The organism is Arthrobacter sp. LAR12-1-1.1 (assembly GCF_040676555.1).
In the GTDB taxonomy this organism is placed as follows: Bacteria; Actinomycetota; Actinomycetes; order Actinomycetales; family Micrococcaceae; genus Arthrobacter.
In genome coordinates this window covers 50,196-67,792 of the sequence record NZ_JBEGIG010000056.1, presented here as the reverse complement: position 1 = coordinate 67,792, position 17,597 = coordinate 50,196, and the positions used below count along the sequence as shown (strand labels likewise).

The following is a 17,597-nucleotide window of genomic DNA, read 5'->3' as shown; positions in this document are numbered from 1 at the left end:
CCGTCAAGAACTCCGATTGGGTGCTCCGCCACCGCTAGATCGCGGGGAGATTATGATGACCGCACTCAGCGCAGAGTGCCGGTTGACACTCCACCGAACGGCGGTCGGCAAACAATGTCCGCCCACGCGCGAAGAGTTAGGGAAGGAACTGCACATGGACGGGATTTCGTTCCTGGGGCTGATGCGCCAGAGGTTCAACCAGCGAAACGATCCTGGGCTGGATCCCGTACCGTGGGAACTGGACGACAAGGAAACGGCCTACAAGTACGTTGAGCAGGCCGGATATGCCGTCCCGCGGTATGCGCGGACAAGCAGCGCGGCCGAGGCCTTGGCAGCGGGGGAGCTGTTCGGGGACAGGCTCGTGATCAAGCAGCCGAACCGCCATTCGGCTTCCGGTGTCTACGTGCTTGAGAAGCTCGGCGAAGGCTCCTACCTCGACCTGTTGAGGATGAAGGTCCTCGCTGCCGCCGACATCAAGGCAGTGGGTGCCGCGCCTGATTACTGGCTCGCTGAGGAATGCATTCCGTCATTGCCGGCAGGCAAGCCCGTTCCGTTGGACTATAAGATCTATGCCTTCCGGGGACAGGTCAGCCACATCACCCAAATCGACCGGAATGTGTCCCCGCCGCGGGTTGCCCTGTTCGACGGGGCATTTATCCCGCTCGAGCTCGGGAAGGACTATTCGATTGATGAGAATCGATGGCTGCCGGAGCAGCACGTCCTCCCACGGTTCGCGGGGGCGATGCTGGAAATGGCGTCGACATTGTCGCTGAACCTCGAAACCCGGTTTGTTAAGGTGGATTGTTACGACGGGCCCAACGGTCCCGTCTTCGGCGAGTTCACCTTCGCCTCCGGCGGCGACGACACAGGCATGCTCCGCTACAGCGAACGCATCATCCGGGCCCTCGATGCTGCCATGTTGACTGGTCGTGCTGCAGCCTTGTCCGGGTTTGATATCGACCTCGACAAGTTCCGGCAGGATCTGTCGCCGAACGCGACGATAGTGGCCGACGAGCACCTCGTGGCGAGGCTCTCCGGCGGCGCGTCACAGGGCGATGCCCGCTATGCACAACTCCTGCCCGCTCTGCTGGTGCAGGATTCTACAAAGGCCGTCTTTAGCCTGGCGGCCTACGTCATCGGCCACCTCAGCGGCGATGGCAGCCAGGCATTTAACATTCAGGCCGCCGTCCGACGCGGCGGTAAGCACTTCTATGGAACGCGGCGATTGGCTGAGTTTGAGGAAGCCGCAACCGCCTTCCATGATGAGCGATCAGCGGGCAACCCGTGGCACACCTCGCGGGCGGCGGAGGTGCGGTTGAGTTCGGGTGACCAGTCCGCGCTGGAAACTCTCAAGGCCTTGGCAGACGGAGGTTACGAACATGCCCGGCGGGTTGTGGCCGGATATGAGGCGGCGCACGCGTCAGCCTAGATGTACACAGTCAGTAGTTTGGTTGCACCTGCTGATTTGTGGGTTGCCTCCGAGGCTGCTGTGGGGCCGGTGGATGTGGTAGACGTCTAGCCATGGCTGCAGGGCATCAGCGCGGGCCTGATTGGATGTGAACGGCTGCCGGTAGGCCCAGCCTTCCGGCTTGGGCGGGGCTGGGCTGGGCTGCGCACCTGGCGATCCTGGCGATGACTAGTTTGTGTTGCACTGCTCGGTACTTGAGGAGAGGGACCGACCGCCGCTTGATGGACTCCCGACTCAGACCCATTAATCTTGGTGGAATCCTCTCGATCAGCACGGCCGTACCGCCGGCCTCGAACTGTGCGTCGGATTCTACGAAATCGAGCCGATTCCTTCACTGCGGCTCCTTCATCCTGGTCATACTGGATTTGAGCCGTCGTCCTGGTTCTAAACGCATCGCGCTCCGTGTGGCCGCTCACCCCTCTGCTTCGCAGCCTCGGACATTAATAGGGCGATTCAGCCTATCTCAACGAATCGATTGCCCATCACGGCGCCAGGAAGCCCTTCACACCGGTCGCTGCAAAGCGGGCGCGCGACGACGCACGGGTGCTGCAGCCCGAGGCGACGGCGAAAGTACGGAAGCCACTTGAGTTGTTCTATGCTGTTGGGGGCCTCGACCGCGCACACCCTCAGAAGCGAGGGCGACTGTCGTTGATCTTATTCAGCATCTGCCTGGATCACTATCGAGTGGAGTTTAGAATGGCGGATTTTCGCCTTGAGTTTTGGCCGGCGAGAAGCCGCCAGGCTCCCATTGCCTTCCTTACGATGGCACGGGATGAGACCATCCTGCTTGAGGCGTGGGTAAAAAACGGGCTTCGCATCTGTCCAGAAGCGGCCTTTTACGTGATCGACCACGCCTCCAGCCCATCGCTGTCGGAGTCTCTGGCCAATAGCCCCGGCTACAACGGTGTAAACCTCAATTTTGTCAGTATCCCCCCAGTGCCCTTTGACGACGACTTCAAGGCGATGGCGATGTCCGGCTTTGCCAAGATGTTGTTGCACTGCTATGACATCGTCGTAGCAACGGACTGCGACGAATTGCTCGTCGGCTTGGGGATCGGCGCCGATGAAGTGTTGCCCAAGCTGCAGTCCTTGGACGGGATAACCGCGCCAATCGGCTTCGAAATTGTCCAGCACACGGAGAAAGAGGCGCCTTTTGATCCGTCTCAGGACATTGAATTGCAGCGCGGCTACGGATTCTTCGCCTCCGGGTACACAAAGCCCGTAATCTGGAAGGCCCGCAGTGAATTCGGTGCTGGGCTGCACCGATCTCGCGAGGACTTTGCGTACGAGACGTCTTTGGGTTTGCTCCATCTGAGAAGTGTGGATCAAGAAATGTCCTTGGAGAGGGCCGCGCAGAGGCGTCAATACGAGCTCTCCGTGGGACAGGTGGATCAGGGGCGCGGCGGTAATTGGTTGAATCCTCAGGAGAAAAAGGCTGATTTCTTCGCAGGGCTCCGTTCCGTCGACGTGATTCCGACTTTCAACGATCTGCTAGAGGGCTTCTACGGCGAACTTACCGAGACCCACCACAAGAATGGCGGTGGGTTCTGGGGTCACAACATCAACAGAAGATCGAACTATTGCGACATAAGTAGCGTCCTCTACGTATAGCCTCTGGGCTCAGCACATCAGAGCAAGCTGATTAGGGCCCGAAGTCCATCGTTCCGTGATTGGTCGTTCCGTGATGATCCAGCGGCACCGTGGACGTGGATTGACGTCCTGTCGGGCTTGGGAGCCGCTAAGCGGACCAGCGCTTCCACCGCCCAGCCCGGCGCCGCTCGTCGTCAGCAGGCCTTGCTCTGTCGTCGGAAAGTCAATGTCCGCGGCCATTTGGGAATCGAGACCCGCGAGCATCATGCGTCAGTACTCAAGACATCCGGCCTTCAAGTGCGCGACACCAGTTGTAGAGGGATGACGTTGGTCACGGTGGCGAACTGAAATCGGATATCGCGAGCAACAGTTATATAGTGGACGCGTTTGGTTGCGCTGTTTGGCGCCCAAGGCAAAGAAATCAACTGCGGCTACTGGGGGACTAGTGACACTACGACTAACCGTGATCGGTACGGGATACCTCGGCGCGACCCATGCGGCATGCATGGCGGAACTCGGATTCGAAGTTCTGGGTGTCGACGTCGACAAAGAGAAGATCGATAGCCTCAGCCGAGGCGAACTACCCATCCACGAACCTGGCCTGCCCGAACTGCTGCGCAAGCACACAGAATCCGGCCGCCTGCGCTTCACTACCTCGTTCGAAGAAGCCGGCGCCTTCGGTGACGTGCACTTCATTGCCGTCGGTACCCCTCAGCGGGCCGGCGAGCACGCTGCCGACATGACCTACGTTGACGCGTCCGTGACAGCGATTGCACGTGCCGCCACGAAGGACTCCCTGATCGTCGGCAAGTCCACCGTTCCGGTTGGCTCAGCACGTCGCCTGAAGGGCCTCGTCGCCGAAGAATCGCGCGACGGCGTTCAGGTCAACTTCGCCTGGAACCCCGAGTTCCTGCGGGAAGGCTTCGCCGTGGAGGACACCCTGCGTCCGGACCGCCTGGTTATCGGCTCTGACTCCGACGCTGCCGAGACCACCCTGCGTGAGGTCTACGCCGACGCCATCAGCCGCGACACCCCGTTCATCGCCACGGACTTCGAGACGGCGGAACTGGTCAAGGTCGCTGCAAACGCGTTCCTTGCGACCAAGATCTCCTTCATCAACGCCTTCTCCGAGGTCACCGAGACCGTTGGCGGCAACATCCGCACCCTGGCGGATGCTATCGGCCTCGACGCCCGGATCGGCCGCCGCTTCCTCAACGCCGGCATCGGCTTCGGCGGCGGCTGCCTGCCCAAGGACATCCGCGCGCTCCAGGCCCGGGTCTCCGAGCTCGGCCTGGACAGCACCATGCGGTTCCTGAACGAAATCGACGAAGTAAACCTCCGCCGTCGTGACCGTGCGGTCCACGTTGCCGAAACGTTGCTCGGCTCGCTCGAGGGCAAGCGCATTGCCGTCCTCGGCGTCGCGTTCAAGCCCAACAGCGACGACGTCCGCGATTCACCGGCCCTCGACGTGGCGGCCAGGCTCTTCAACAGCGGAGCGGACGTCAGCGTCTACGACCCCGCTGCGAACGCCAACGCCGGCAAACGGTACCCGCGCCTGAACTACGTCGATTCGCTCGCCACGGCAGCGGCTGACGCCGACCTGGTCATGGTGCTGACGGAATGGACCGAGTTCGTGAACGTCGATCCTGCGGAACTCTCTGCTGCGGTTTCGCGCAAGCGCATTTTCGACGGACGCAACGTCCTGGACCACGACAAGTGGAGCGCTGCCGGCTGGGACATCGTCTCGCTCGGCCACAAGAGCGAACTGCTGGACCTGGCCGCTTCCGCCAACTGATTTATGTAGGTTCGGTTGTCAAGAGGCATAGATGAACGGCTCCTGGAGTTTTGGTTCCGGGGGACGTTCGTCTATGCCCGCCGGTCGCGGTGACGGGGGTGTTGGCGAGTCTTTTTGGTGACTGCAGTGTCAAGGCTCCCACGAAAATTAAGGTGACCGCGGATGGTGTGCGACGGCGTGGGCGAGTATGTATCGGGCCGCCCAAGGGGTCGGTCAGGCGGTTTGTTGTGTGGGTTCGATGGTGACCGTGAAACCCATGGATTCGAGCTGGCTGCGCGTGCCCGCGTTTTGGCCGGTTGCAGGCGGGTGTAGTAGTCGGGTCCGGGGCCCTGTAGAGTTCCCCGGTCCTGAGCATGTTCCAGACCGCGGTAAGTATTGCATGGTCGACGGCTACAAGGGCTTTCATGGGTCCCCGTCTGGCCGCGAGGCGCCGGTATTTGGCGCCGAAGTACACCGGCAGGTCCCGGGCCGAAGGGTGCCAGGACTGCTTCAGTCCAGGCTCTGAGCTGTTCTATGGCCAGGGTGTGTCCGTCAATGATGTTCAGGTGCAGTCCGGCCAGGAACGCATGGTGGGCGTTGAATCTTCCGTTGAGTGCTTCGGTCAGGGCGGGAATCTTCGTTCGCAGGCTGTAGACGGCAAGATCGGCCAGTACGGCCGGATCCCCTGGCCCTCAATGAGGGTCCCCAGCATCGCCCTGGAGGAGACACCTGTCAGATCCGTGGCCACGGAACACAGCTTGATCCCGGCGTCTTCCAGCAGCTTCTCCAGGCGCTGGATCTCACTGCCGCGCTGCCGGATGGACATCGTGCGCGTGCGTGTCAGGTCCCGGAGCTGACGGACGGGCTCGGGCGGAACGAACGAGGCACGCACGAGTCCGAACGCGCCGAGCTGGGCCAGCCACGCCGCGTCCGAGACGTCGGTCTTGCGCCCGGGCATGTTCCTTACCTGTTGGGCGTTCGTAAGCATCACGTTCAGCCCGTCCTCCAGCAGGAAATAGAACTGCTTCCAATAGTCGCTGGTGGCTTCCATCACCACCAGCGTCACTTGCTCACACAGCAGATGCCCGCGCAAGGCCAGAACCTCGTTTTTGGTCGACGCCCATCTGGTCACCGTCGAGATGTATTGACCTCGGCGGCGGCCGCCCTCCGAAGATCAGGCCGACCACCAATGCAATGACTAGCAGGGCATATAGGTGCCGGTGGTTTCCGTCACCGATCTAGACTCAGGGACACCGCAGAAAGGAACTAATCGGCGACTCGACCGTCAACCGCGGACAGGGCAGGGTGTTTTAGGGCTAGGGTTAAGGGTTCTGCGTCTTTGCAGGTTCGGGTGGTGCGCCGCCCATTGACGGAATGGGGATCCGTAATGAGGAATTTGGCGAGCGGGATTCGAGGGCTGCTGGTCGGCCTGGCGGTTACTGCCCTGATGCTCGCGGGCGTGGCGCCTGCGCGGGCAGCGGAGACGCTCACCGTCCTGCATGTGTTCCTGGCGGCGGGGCAGTCGAATATGTCCGGGCGGGGCCTGCCCGCCGGTAGCACGGATGACCCCGCGGACCCTCGGATTTTTGAGTTTGGCGCGAGTGACCGCGAGCTTCAGAAGGCGGGTGTGCCCCTGGACATGCACGACATCGCGACCGGGCTTTCGCCGGCCACAACTCTTGCCCGTGAGTACTTGAAGACCCAGCCCGGCAACGTCGGGGTGCTGCTCATCCCGGCGGCGCACGGCGGCACGGGATTCACCACTGCCGCGTCCACCCTCACGTGGATTCCCGGCGCGGCCTCCGCCCCGGAACTCGATCTTTCCGCGCTGGCGGTAAAACAGACCCTCGAAGGCATCGCGGCGGCCAAGGCGTCCGGTCGTACGGTTGAGCTCAAGGGCGTCCTCTGGCACCAGGGGGAAAACAACGCGACGCTGACCACTTCCGGCTACAATGCCAGGCTGGATACAGTCATTGCTTACTTCCGGTCCCAGTTGGCGGTCCCGAACCTCCCCGTCGTGGTGGGGCAAATGGCACCTGAGGGAATCGCAGCAGATCCGGTCCGGCTCAACGTCGACAGATCGCACCGGGAAACCCCGTCGCGGGTTCCGTACACCGGATTTGCCGCGGCCATGGCTGGCGGCACGAATACTGGCGACATAATCCACTTTTCCCGGACCGGCGTCGAATTCCTGGGCAAAAACTACCTATCCGGATACCAGCAGGCCACCGCCGCCGCCGTCGTCGACAACGGCTCCCTGAACGCTCAGATGCCGTCGATCCAAGGTTCGGCGAAGGTCGGGGCCATTCTGACAGCGGTGCCTGGCGGCTGGCGCCCGGCGCCGGTGACCCTGGCGTACCAGTGGTACCGCTCGGGGACCGCGATTAGCGGCGCCATCGGCGCCGCCTACACTCCTGTCGCCGGTGATCTGGGTGCGACGATCACCGTGAAGGTCACCGGTTCCAAGTCCGGCTACCCGACGGTCTCCAAGACATCTGCCGCCACGGCTTCGATCGTCAAGGGCACCCTCGCGGCTCCCACGCCGACGATTGCCGGCACCCGGAAGGTCGGGTCCACCCTGACCGCCGTGCCCGGAACCTGGGGCCCGGCGCCGGTGACCTTGACTTACAAGTGGTACCGGTCCGGTACGTTGATCAGCGATGCCAGCAGTGCCACGTACAAGCTGCGCTCCGGTGATGCGGGCAGGACCATCACCGTGAAGGTCACTGGCTCCAAGACTGCCTTCAACACGGCCTCCAAGACGTCCCCCGCCACCGCTACCATCGCCAAGGGCACTCTCGCCGCGCCGATTCCCAAGATCACGGGCACCGCGGCGCTAGGGTCCACCCTGACGGCCGTGCCCGGCGCCTGGGGACCTGCGCCGGTGACGCTGACGTACCGTTGGTACCGCTCGCACGTTCTGATCAGTGATGCCACAGCTTCCACCTATAAGGTCCGCACTGGTGACGCGGGGAGGACCATCACCGTCAAGGTCACAGGCTCCAAGACCGGCTACTCCACGGTCACCAAAGAGTCCACTGGCACTAAAGTGGCGGGGTAGCGCGCGGCCGTACGCCGCTTCGCGTTTTCAGATCAACGAACCAGGGAAACAACCATGAAGGTTTCACTACTCACTGCTGTAGCATTAATCGGCCTCTTTGGGCTTACTGGATGCACCGGTCAGTCTCAGGGCACCAATTCGGCCCCGGAAAGCCCGGCTGCCACGACGGCGTCAGCGCCGCCGCCGGGGACCGCGGCCGAATCCACGGACTCGGCCGTGGTCCCGGACGCGGCGCTGCCTCCGGGGCAACTGCCGCCGACCGCCATTCCCAACCAACTCGCCGAGGGCAAGGTCCACTTCACCGGAGACTACACGAAGGCGACGCCCGCGGACTCAGCGAAGATTATCGAGCTTGCAAAGCAGTGGCATTCCGCTGACAAGGAAGCCCTGTTCCACGAGAAAATGGACGGCTCGGGCCTGAGCTCTAACGTCCCTCCCGAGCAGGCCGAGACGTTCTACGGTCGGGCTGCGGAGGCTTGCCAGCGGCGCTTCGACGGCTACAAGCCCCCGCTCGAGGGGTCTTCGCTTGAAATCGAGAACCTTGCCCTGAGCATCTACTGTCCCGCGTTGGGTAACACCTCATCCATTGCTGGCTAGCTGGTCAGCTGTTGCCCGTAGCGACGGGGATCGGGACGTTCCGGCCACTGACCACTATCCCGCCGGCGGCGGGAATGTTCACTGTCGGCAGGCCCGCGGCCCCTGGGCGGTTTCTAGGGGTCCTCCGTGATGGCACGGGGAATCTGGGGTGCGCGGTGAGCAGTTCCGGCCTGTTCGACGTCGGCGTCGTAGGTGAACTGCAGTGCCGGTTCGTCAAAGTGCTGGCGGGCGTGCGCGAGGTCCCCGGCCGTGCCGGAGCGCAGCCGTGACAGGTCCCGCAGTGCTTCTTCGTCCGGATCCGGGATGCGGACCTCGGTGACCGAGCCGACCGCGAGCATTTCGGCCAACACGCGGGCGTCGCGGCGGTCGGTTTTCACGCGGTCCCCGGGGCAGCAGTTTCGAGGACGCCGCAACGACGCAGTTGATGCCCGCAGCACGCAGATACCGGGCCAGAACGAACCCAGTAGGGCCCTGATTCGACCTCCCAAACCTCACATGTGACACTGCCATCGCACCCCCGAGAAGGCGTCAGGCCAAGGGAGCTGCTAATGGCAACCCACGGACGCTGTGAAACAGATGGCCCCGGCTCCTTAGGCTCCTGCCCTTGCCTGCCTGTCCGGATAAGGACATCATCGACCGGGTTCAGGCCCGCCAACGCCGCCCCCGGCCGGAGGCACCGGATTACACCAAGCCGGCGCTGCAGGAGCGCCCCCGCGATAACGGCCGGCCAGTGCCTTCGAAGCAGTCTGCCCGTATATTTCCACCGCACGGCAACTTCGAACATGAGGGAGGCCCTACCGGATAAATCTCCGGTGGGGCCTCCTTGGCTAGAGCAGCCGCTCCAAGGTCCGCAAGGCCCGGAACGCTGTTGGGAGGCTCTACAGAGCCTTACAGCGCCGCGTAGAGGCGTCCGGTGCTGGTGAGGGTGCCGTTCGCGTTGAACAGGGTGGAGCATCCCATCTTGATGTCGCCTGCTGGGCGGGTCTTCCAGGCAAAGCGTTCCACGAAGGGGAGCGCACGCATTCCGGCTACGGTGGCCCGCATGAAGTCCTCTGTCTGGGCGCGGGAGTACTTGCAGGGCCTGGACGCGGTGGCGTCCCAGTCCGCCACCGCGTATTCGGTGACCCAGATCGGCTTCCCGTACTTCTCGTGCATCATGGTGAGCTTGTTCAGGAAGTCGTCCGCCCGGGGCCAGGCATAGATGTGGGTGGTCATGAAGTCTACGCGGAGGCCTCTCGTCTTTGCCTTCGCCATGAAAGCCGCCAACCAGGTGCTGCTCGGACTGGTCGTGGCAGGGGAGCCGAGCCGTAGGCCCGTTGCCTGAAGCTTGGGCCAAAGGCTGATGGCCTGGTCCACGCTCATGTTCGCCTGTGCCACGACGTCGGGTTCGTTGAAGCCGAGCAGGTGCGTGGCCTTCGTTTCGGCCAACTGGCGTGTGACATAGCCAAGGGCGTCCTGCTCCAGCATCGTCTTGGCGCTCTTGATCATGGGCACGAAGGCAGGGGTGGTGGTCACGTTAGGGTGCGAACCCCAGGTGTAGTGCCATTTCAGGTTGAGGCTCTTGATTTGCTGGAGCGCCAAAGCGTCCTTGCCGCCATGCCCGAAACCCTTCAAGGTGTTGGCGGGCGTGGTGATGGAAGGGACGCTCACAACCGCTTCGGCGGTTGCCGCGTTGGCAGCCAGCAGAGCCCCCGGGGCGGCCATAGCTGCCAAGGGCATGGTAAGAAACTTACGGCGTTCCATGAGTCGCTCTCGGTAGGGACCAGATTGTTAGCCGGCACCACGGGCGACGTGCATCAACTCCCCCGGCACTCAAGCTCGAGCAAACCTAGCACGGAAAACACACAGGAAACTCCCGGGTAAGCGCAGGAAAAACGCAAGGTTTTCTCAGTGGACGGTGAGCCTCACCACGGCGTCGGATGTTGGCGTCCCGGGCGCGGCGCGCCCCCTACAGGGACTTGTAGAGCTCGCCTGTGGGGGAGAGCGATCCGTCCTTGCGGAACAGGGCCGAGGCGCCCATGATGGGGTCCCCTTCGGCCCGGGTCTTCCAGGCAAAGCGCTCCACGAACGGCATCTGGCGGAGCCCTGCGGCCGTTTCGCTCATGAACGCCATGATCTCTTTTTCGGTGTAGCGCGTGGGCGACTTTTCGGAGGCTTTCCAGTCCGCGACGGCGTATTCGGTGATCCAGATGGGCTTTTCGTACCGGTCGTAGAGCTCCTGGACGCTGTTCAGGAAGGACTCGGAGTCCGGGGAAGGGTAGGAGTGCATAGTGATGAAGTCCACCCTGAGATCCTTCGAGGACGCTTCATCCATGAACTCCTTGAGCCAGTCGCCCAGTGCCTGAACGGGCGCCGGCGAGCCCAGCCGCAGCCCGGATGCCTCGAGCTCGGGCCAATACTTGATGGCCGAGGACACTTTCATGTCTGCCTGCTCGGGATGGTCGGGCTCATTGAAGCCAAGCAGTTCCGCGGCCCGGGTCAGCTCGAGTTCGTACTGTACCTCTGCGACCGCGTTCTGGCGGACACTTTCCTTGCCCCAGATCATCGGCACAAAATCCTGCGTGGGGCGGGCTGCGGGATATGAGGCGCCCCATGTGTAGAACCAGTTCACATCCAAGGCGTCGAGCTGCTGGATGCCGTACTTCTTGCCCACGGCAAGGCCCACGCCCTTGCGGGCCCCCGCCGGCGTGGGACGGCTGCTGGTTGGTGGCTGGCTGGTGATTGGTGGCTGGCCGACGTCGTTAGGTTCCGGCGTACAAGAGGCCAGCGTGGCGGCGGCAGAGGCCGCCAACGACAGTCGGAAGAAGTCCCTGCGGTCCATGCTCACGTCCACTTTCACTTTTCTCTCGGCTGCGCGCGGGGGTGAGCACTCCCTCCCCGGGAGCTTCATTGTTTCACGATTTGGCCACCGCCTACGCCCCGCTGAACTCCGCCGTCCGGTAGCCGACGCCGAGCAGCTCTTCGATGGCTGCCACCGTCCGGGGGGCTGCCTTGCCGTCGCCGTAGGGATTCACTGCGTTTGCCATGGACGCGAAGTGCGAGGAATCGTGCAGGAGGCGGGTCACCTCGGCAACAATCCGCTCTTCGTCGGTGCCGATCAGCTTCACGGTGCCGGCTTCAAGGGCCTCGGGCCGTTCCGTGTTCTCCCGCATCACCAGGACCGGCTTGCCGAGGCTGGGGGCCTCCTCCTGCACTCCGCCGGAGTCCGTCAGGACGATGTGCGCCTGCGAAAGCATCCGGGTGAATTCGCCGTAGGCCAGCGGCTCCGTCACCAGCACGTTGGGCTTGCCCTCCAGCGCGGGAAGCACTGCCTCACGCACCACGGGATTCTTGTGGGCGGGCAGCACGATCACGAGGTCCGGTTCGGCGTCGGCGATCCGCGCGAGCGCCCGTCCCACCCTGCGCATGGATTCGCCCTGGTTTTCGCGCCGGTGCGTGGTGACCAGCAGGACCCGGCGGTCGCTGGCGGCCAGCGCTTCCAGCCGGGGGTCCGTGAAGGGAAGCCGCTTGTCCACGGTGGCGAGGAGGGCATCAATTACTGTGTTCCCAGTCACCACGATGTCCTGCGGGCTGATGCCTTCCCGCAGCAGGTTTTCCCGGCTGGTGGAGGTCGGTGCCAGGTGCAGGCGGGTGATCTGGCTTGTGATCTTACGGTTGGCTTCCTCGGGGAACGGCGAGAGCAGGTCACCGCTGCGCAGCCCGGCCTCGACGTGCACCACCGGGATGCCGTGGTAGAACGCCGCGATGGCGGCGGCCGTGGAGGTGGTGGTATCGCCCTGGACCACGACGGCGTCCGGACGGGTGACAGCGAAGAGTTTTTCGAGCCCGTCAATGGTCCGCGTCATGATGGCCGACAGGGATTGCCCCTGCTGCAGGATGTTGAGGTCATGGTCCGGAACAATGCCGAACAGTTCGTTGACCTGGTCCAGCATTTCGCGGTGCTGCCCCGTGACCGTCACGATGCACCGGAAGAGCGGGGACTCCTGCAGCGCGCTGACGATCGGCGCCATCTTGATGGCTTCCGGCCTGGTTCCGAAGATCGGCATGATGCTGTGCATGGTTATTCCCCAAAGGTGTGCGAGCGGTTGGAAGAGTTAATGGCTCGGATTCAGCCGAGCAGCAGGGCCAGCACGATTGCCGGCACGGCGATGGCGACAAAGAGAACGAACAGGAGGGCCACCCGCCGTTTGCGCCGTTTCTGCATGTCACGGACGAGCTGCTGGGATTCTTTTTCCTGGATTGCGGCAGCCTGGCTTGCAGCGTCCTGGCCGTCGGCAGCCTGAGTTGCAGCGTCCTGGCCGTCGGCAGCCTGAGTTGCAGCGTCCTGGCCGTCGGCAGCCGGCGCCTCGGCCGGCGGATCCGTGAGCGGAAGCGGCTCCGCTCCGGGCACCAGGAGGGCGTCCGGGATCTCCGTGTGCATGCGCCGCCGGCGCAGGTGTCGTGGTGCGGCCACCAGCGTCGGAGGGCCGTCGGGAGAGTGTTCCAGCATGTCCTCCTCGCGTCGGTCAGATGCCCGAACCGGCTGACCAGTTCAACCGGATGAGGTTCAATTGTTACATTTCCGCTCACTGATTGACGCATTCGGGCCTGAGGGAAACGTCCAATAGGCCTCCGGTTTCGACCACAAACCGCCGGATCCATTGGCCTGGATCCAGGTCCGGATGCGAGGCAACCATCTGTACATCCGCCGTCGTGCACTGTCCGATCAGCCGCCCCGCACGGGTGATGTGGTAGCTGGAGGTCACAACCGTGACGGACTTCCAGCCGTTGGCCTCGATCAGCCGGGAGATAGCCCGCGCTTCCCCCCTCGTGTCCAGGTCCGGGGGCCGGAAGCAGATGACGGTTGGGTTCGGAAAGGCAGCTGAATTGCATGCCTCATCCGCCGCACGGTTGCCTAACGTGTCCGTGTGCGAGATCACCAGGACCGGAATGTGAGATTCGGACTGGATCTGACGGGCCACGGGAAGGCGTTCGGTGGCCGCGCCGCCCAGCATGATGATGGCGTCCGTCCGGTGCACGCTGAGCGGATCCACGTTGACGAAGAGTTGAACGGCGATGATGAGCCACAGCAGGAGGCCGCCGACGGCGAAGGCGAGCACCCTGCGGGTGGCGGTATTCACCGCGGCGACGGAAGAAGGCACGGCTTAGAGTTTGGCACGCGGTTTTCAGGTGGCGAAATGGTGTGTCGGTCCTGCGCAAAAACTTGGCAATAACAATGCGTGATGCAGTTGTGATTCAAGGGATCAAAGTTATTGGGGTGACAGACGGGAATTGGCGTTTATGCTATAGGCATCTTCCGTCGCTCCCACCAACAGGTCACCGCCTGAGGTCCCACCCTAAGCGAGCAATTTATGCGAAAACTGAACATAGCGGCAACCGTGATTGCCGCCGTGATGCTGGCAGCATACTTGCCCCAGGCCGCTGGGGCCGCTGTAGAGGTACCGACCGCCGCGCAGGTGTCCGCCGGTGCCATCCCGGCGGTGTCGGACCCGAGCCCCCAGGGGCAGGTGGTGGATGACTTTGTCCGGCCCGAGCCGCCGGCCAACAGGGCCAGGAGCGAATACACCTACGTGAGCGCGCCCATGGCGGGGACCTTGAAGACCACCCTCGTGACGGTGCAGCTGGCCGACAAATCGGCAGCCGAGACGGACGCGGCAGTGCCGATGGCCGCGGCGAAGGCCTCGCTCAGCGCGGCCAACCGCTACTGGGCACACGCCACCTCGAGCCGCGTGGACATCGCCCTGACCTCCTCACGCCATCTACACAGGTCCGCCGCGAAGTCCACTCAGTCGCCGGCGCAGATCGTGGAGACAGTTTCCCAGGAACTGGGCTGGACGCAGAGCTCCTACACCGCCCTGGTGATCTTCATCCCGGGCGCGTACCTGAGCAACGGCACCGCCGGCATGACCTACAGCAACGGCACCACAGGCGGGCGCATCCTGATGCCGCAGAACAGCCGGCTGACCACCCCCGTGCTGACCCATGAGTTCGGGCATGCCCTGGGCATGGACCACGCCAACAGCCTGGTGTGCGGCAGCGGGGCCATGGACGTGGCCTCCGGACCCTTCGCCGGGTTTGCCGATCCCACTTGCAGCATCAAGACCTACGGCGACAACCTGGACCTGATGGGGATCTCGCACTGGGACATGATGCCGGAAATCAGCGCCAGCCTGTGGGAGATGGGCCGGTTCGGCAACGGGAACGAAATCACCAACCTCGGCACCGTGTCCGGACCCCGCCGGGTGACGCTCAAACCCTGGGCCGGCGACGACGCGAACCGTGCGGTGAAGTTCACGGATCCGAAGTCCGGCGAGGTGTACTACCTCGAGCTCCGGACTGCCGTGGGCTATGACGCGGTGATTGCGCAGGCCGGAAACCGCGGCGTGAAGATCACCCAGCAGGGCGGAGGAAACTCCTCGATCCTGCTCCCGCCCGATACCCGCGCAACCGCTTTCAACGGCTACTACAGCAACACCCAGGCCTGGCAGGCCGGGCAGACGTTTAGCACGCACGCCGGTACAAAGGTGAGCATCGATTCGGTCAGCGACACCTCGGCCACCGTAACCATCCGCCCGCCCGGGGCGCCCGCCAAGGGTTACGTCGAGTCCATGGCCATCACCAAGTCCGGCACCACGGCCCGCCTGCACGTCGCCGGCTGGGCCTACGACTCCGCCAAGTCCTCAGAATCGTCCACGGTCCACATCTATGTGACGCCGCCCGGCGGTAGTGCCACGGGCTACGCCGTGGCGGCCAATCAGGCCCGCCCGGACGTCAACCAGATCATGCAGGTGACCGGCAACCACGGGTTCAGCCGCTCCTTCAACCTGACCACCGCCGGCGTATATAAGGTCTGCGTGTACGCCCTGGGCAGTGTCGAAACCGTGGATCTGGGCTGCCGGTCCCTGACCCTGGCCGGGTCGGCGCCCACGGCCGGTTACCTCGAGTCGATGGCACTCACCAGGGTCAGCGGGGTGACAGTTCTGCGGGCGACGGGCTGGAGCTACGATCCCGGGACGCCCACCGCGTCCATCCCGGTCCACCTGTACGTGACGGATCCGGCGGGCAAGACGACGACGAAGGCCATCACCGCCAACAAGAGCCGCCCTGACGTCAACACGGTGATGTCCGTGACCGGAAACCACGGCTTCACCTCGGACATCCCCGTGACCATGAGCGGACAGTACAAAGTGTGCGCCTACGGCCTGGCCGTCACCCCGCTGAGCCAGGGCAACAGCCTCCTGGGCTGCAAATCCCTGACGCCGCGGGCAACACCGGCGCCGGCCGGCTTCCTGGAGAGCACCGTCGTCAAGACGGACGCGCCGACGGCGACCATCACGGTCAGCGGATGGAGCCTGGACCCCGGAACGCCGGCAGCCTCCATCCCGGTGCACCTCTACGTCACCGACCCTAACGGAGTGACCAGGAGCTCCGCCTACACGGCCAACCGGGCGCGCGCGGACGTCAATCAGGTCATGGGGACCACCGGAAACCACGGCTACCGGGTGGCGCTGCCCGTCAAGACGCCGGGCAGCTACAAGATCTGCGCCTACGGAATTGCCGTCAGCATCTTCCCGTTGGGCAACAGCCTCCTGGGCTGCACCACCGTGCGCGTTGCGGCCACCCCCGCGCCGATCGGTTACCTGGAGTCCGTCAAGGTCCAGCTGGGCGGAACGGGATCGGCGCTGGTGGCCAGCGGCTGGGGAGTGGACCCCGGCATGACCCGGGCGAACATTCCCGTCCACCTCTACGTCACGTCCCCCGACGGCACCACGAAAGGCACCGCCTATGTGGCCAGCCGGTACAGGGCGGACGTCAACTCGGTTATGAAGATCAGCGGCAACCACGGCTACCGGATTGTCATTCCGGTGACCAGACGCGGCGTATACACCGTGTGCGCGTGGGGTCTGGGCGTAGCAGGGCTGTCGTCCGGCAACACCCACTTCGGCTGCCTCAAGGCTACGTACTAACTCCCCTCGCGGTAGCGTAGGGCTGTGCCTGAAACTGTGCCTGACTCTCCTGTGCCTGCAACTCCTGTCCCTGTTACTGCCGTGCCCCAACCCCTGCGGGCGGACACCGCATTGACCGTTGCCGGGCTCTCGGAGTCCCAGTTGCTGGCGCGCATCTTCCCGCGGCTCACCAACGCTGAGCCCACCGGCGGCCCGGCTGCGGCGACGTACCTGCTGCTGGGCCCGGGGGACGACGCAGCGATTGTCGCCGCGCCGGACGGTCGGACCGTGCTGAGCATCGACACCCAGGTGGCGGACCAGGACTTCCGGCTGGAATGGAACAACGGCTACCGCACCAGCGGGTACGACGTCGGCTGGAAGGCCGCGGCGCAAAACCTCAGCGACATCAATGCCATGGGCGCCCGGGCCACGTCACTTGTGGTCAGCCTGACGATGCCGCCTGAGACCCTTGTGTCCTGGGTGGAGGATTTCGCGGACGGCCTCATGGCCGGGATCAGGGAGCTGGGCGCTCCGGCCTGCGCCGTGGCCGGCGGCGACCTCGGCCGCGGCCGCGAACTGGCAGTCAGCGTGGCCATCCTGGGGACCCTTGACGGCATGGCGCCCGTGCTGCGTTCCGGGGCCCGGCCGGGAGACACCGTGGCCTTGGCTGGAACAGTGGGCCGGGCCGCAGCCGGGCTGGCGCTGCTGGAGTCGGACGTCCCCATGGGGGATCTGACCGCCGGGCAGCGCTCCCTCATGGACACCCAGTGCCGCCCGCAGCCGCCGCTCGCGGCCGGCCCGTTGGCGCGTGAGGCCGGCGCGTCGGCCATGATGGACATTTCGGACGGCCTGGTCCGGGACGGAAACCGCATGGCGGCCGCGAGCCACGCGGTGCTGAACCTGGAAGCCGCCGCCCTGAAGGAGCTGGCCGTTGCGCTGCTGCCGGCGTCGGAGCTGTTGGGAGCAGACCCGATGTCCTGGGTCCTCGGCGGCGGCGAAGACCACGGACTGCTGGCCACTTTCCCCGCAGGGGTTCAACTCCCTCCCGGGTTCACTGCGATAGGCTCGGTAGAGGCCCCTGCACCAACCGAAAGCACGGGAGTAACGATCGCGGGCAGGCCCGCTGACGCTGTGGGATGGGATCACTTTGCAGACTAAGAT

General features: G+C 64.1%; 13 protein-coding genes and 2 pseudogenes. 7 read left to right on the top strand and 8 right to left on the bottom strand.

The features are described 5' to 3' along the window. Positions 1-52: 52 nt before the first annotated feature. On the top strand, positions 53-1,429 hold the full coding sequence (locus MRBLAR12_RS20270; RefSeq protein WP_364747997.1) for an ATP-grasp fold amidoligase family protein: 1,377 nt from the start codon (positions 53-55) through the stop codon (positions 1,427-1,429). On the opposite strand, the pseudogene MRBLAR12_RS20265 reads toward MRBLAR12_RS20270, so the two are convergent. Further along, positions 1,421-1,579: pseudogene (locus tag MRBLAR12_RS20265) on the bottom strand (IS481 family transposase); the annotation flags it as partial. The gene MRBLAR12_RS20270 and the pseudogene MRBLAR12_RS20265 sit on opposite strands and share 9 nt — an antisense overlap. Positions 1,580-2,164: 585 nt before the next feature. Between MRBLAR12_RS20265 and MRBLAR12_RS20260 the strand changes: the two are divergent. Further along, positions 2,165-3,079 carry a hypothetical protein gene (locus MRBLAR12_RS20260; RefSeq protein WP_229992694.1) on the top strand — a complete coding sequence of 305 codons (915 nt, stop codon included), beginning with the start codon at positions 2,165-2,167 and terminating at the stop codon, positions 3,077-3,079. 424 nt (positions 3,080-3,503) lie between these two features. After that, positions 3,504-4,853, top strand: coding sequence for a UDP-glucose dehydrogenase family protein (locus tag MRBLAR12_RS20255; RefSeq protein WP_290369324.1), 1,350 nt, complete (start codon positions 3,504-3,506; stop codon positions 4,851-4,853). A 213-nt stretch (positions 4,854-5,066) separates the two neighbouring features. On the opposite strand, the pseudogene MRBLAR12_RS20250 reads toward MRBLAR12_RS20255, so the two are convergent. Further along, positions 5,067-5,994, bottom strand: a pseudogene (locus tag MRBLAR12_RS20250) (IS110 family transposase); the annotation flags it as partial. Between the two features lie 225 nt (positions 5,995-6,219). On the opposite strand from MRBLAR12_RS20250, the gene MRBLAR12_RS20245 reads away from it, so the two are divergent. Further along, on the top strand, positions 6,220-7,893 hold the full coding sequence (locus MRBLAR12_RS20245; RefSeq protein WP_364747994.1) for a sialate O-acetylesterase: 1,674 nt from the start codon (positions 6,220-6,222) through the stop codon (positions 7,891-7,893). A gap of 54 nt (positions 7,894-7,947) precedes the next feature. Then, a complete protein-coding gene (locus MRBLAR12_RS20240; RefSeq protein ID WP_229992692.1) occupies positions 7,948-8,490 on the top strand; it encodes a hypothetical protein in 543 nt (180 codons plus the stop codon). A gap of 113 nt (positions 8,491-8,603) precedes the next feature. Here the strand turns inward: MRBLAR12_RS20240 and MRBLAR12_RS20235 are convergent, their stop codons facing one another. The 6 genes from MRBLAR12_RS20235 to MRBLAR12_RS20210 all read right to left on the bottom strand — a co-directional run bounded on the left by MRBLAR12_RS20235 (position 8,604) and on the right by MRBLAR12_RS20210 (position 13,631). Then, a complete protein-coding gene (locus MRBLAR12_RS20235) occupies positions 8,604-8,867 on the bottom strand; it encodes an IS110 family transposase (RefSeq protein ID WP_229992691.1) in 264 nt (87 codons plus the stop codon). Between the two features lie 511 nt (positions 8,868-9,378). Further along, the gene (locus MRBLAR12_RS20230) at positions 9,379-10,209 is read right to left on the bottom strand and encodes a glycosyl hydrolase (protein WP_229992690.1); all 831 of its coding nucleotides are present in this window, start codon (positions 10,207-10,209) and stop codon (positions 9,379-9,381) included. A gap of 229 nt (positions 10,210-10,438) precedes the next feature. Continuing rightward, a complete protein-coding gene (locus MRBLAR12_RS20225; RefSeq protein WP_229992689.1) occupies positions 10,439-11,311 on the bottom strand; it encodes a glycosyl hydrolase in 873 nt (290 codons plus the stop codon). A gap of 91 nt (positions 11,312-11,402) precedes the next feature. Then, positions 11,403-12,548: a non-hydrolyzing UDP-N-acetylglucosamine 2-epimerase gene (wecB, locus tag MRBLAR12_RS20220; RefSeq protein ID WP_229992688.1), complete on the bottom strand. Its 1,146-nt coding sequence runs from the start codon at positions 12,546-12,548 to the stop codon at positions 11,403-11,405. Between the two features lie 50 nt (positions 12,549-12,598). Next, positions 12,599-12,979 carry a hypothetical protein gene (locus MRBLAR12_RS20215; protein WP_229992687.1) on the bottom strand — a complete coding sequence of 127 codons (381 nt, stop codon included), beginning with the start codon at positions 12,977-12,979 and terminating at the stop codon, positions 12,599-12,601. Between the two features lie 76 nt (positions 12,980-13,055). Then, positions 13,056-13,631, bottom strand: a complete 576-nt coding sequence (locus MRBLAR12_RS20210; protein ID WP_229992686.1) for a YdcF family protein — start codon at positions 13,629-13,631, stop codon at positions 13,056-13,058. 210 nt (positions 13,632-13,841) lie between these two features. Here MRBLAR12_RS20210 and MRBLAR12_RS20205 point away from each other — a divergent pair, with 210 nt between their 5' ends. After that, on the top strand, positions 13,842-16,457 hold the full coding sequence (locus MRBLAR12_RS20205) for a hypothetical protein (RefSeq protein ID WP_364747988.1): 2,616 nt from the start codon (positions 13,842-13,844) through the stop codon (positions 16,455-16,457). An 81-nt stretch (positions 16,458-16,538) separates the two neighbouring features. Further along, the gene (gene thiL / locus MRBLAR12_RS20200; protein WP_229992684.1) at positions 16,539-17,594 is read left to right on the top strand and encodes a thiamine-phosphate kinase; all 1,056 of its coding nucleotides are present in this window, start codon (positions 16,539-16,541) and stop codon (positions 17,592-17,594) included. Positions 17,595-17,597 lie beyond the last annotated feature (3 nt).

What these genes read in the sequence shown, in the direction of transcription:
- MRBLAR12_RS20270 (WP_364747997.1), top strand. Translation starts at nt 53, where the DNA reads ATGATGACCGCACTCAGCGCAGAGTGCCGGTTGACACTCCACCGAACG.
- MRBLAR12_RS20260 (WP_229992694.1), top strand. Translation starts at nt 2,165, where the DNA reads ATGGCGGATTTTCGCCTTGAGTTTTGGCCGGCGAGAAGCCGCCAGGCT.
- MRBLAR12_RS20245 (WP_364747994.1), top strand. Translation starts at nt 6,220, where the DNA reads ATGAGGAATTTGGCGAGCGGGATTCGAGGGCTGCTGGTCGGCCTGGCG.
- MRBLAR12_RS20240 (WP_229992692.1), top strand. Translation starts at nt 7,948, where the DNA reads ATGAAGGTTTCACTACTCACTGCTGTAGCATTAATCGGCCTCTTTGGG.
- MRBLAR12_RS20230 (WP_229992690.1), bottom strand. Translation starts at nt 10,209, where the DNA reads ATGCCCTTGGCAGCTATGGCCGCCCCGGGGGCTCTGCTGGCTGCCAAC.
- MRBLAR12_RS20225 (WP_229992689.1), bottom strand. Translation starts at nt 11,311, where the DNA reads ATGGACCGCAGGGACTTCTTCCGACTGTCGTTGGCGGCCTCTGCCGCC.
- wecB (WP_229992688.1), bottom strand. Translation starts at nt 12,548, where the DNA reads ATGCACAGCATCATGCCGATCTTCGGAACCAGGCCGGAAGCCATCAAG.
- MRBLAR12_RS20215 (WP_229992687.1), bottom strand. Translation starts at nt 12,979, where the DNA reads ATGCTGGAACACTCTCCCGACGGCCCTCCGACGCTGGTGGCCGCACCA.
- MRBLAR12_RS20205 (WP_364747988.1), top strand. Translation starts at nt 13,842, where the DNA reads ATGCGAAAACTGAACATAGCGGCAACCGTGATTGCCGCCGTGATGCTG.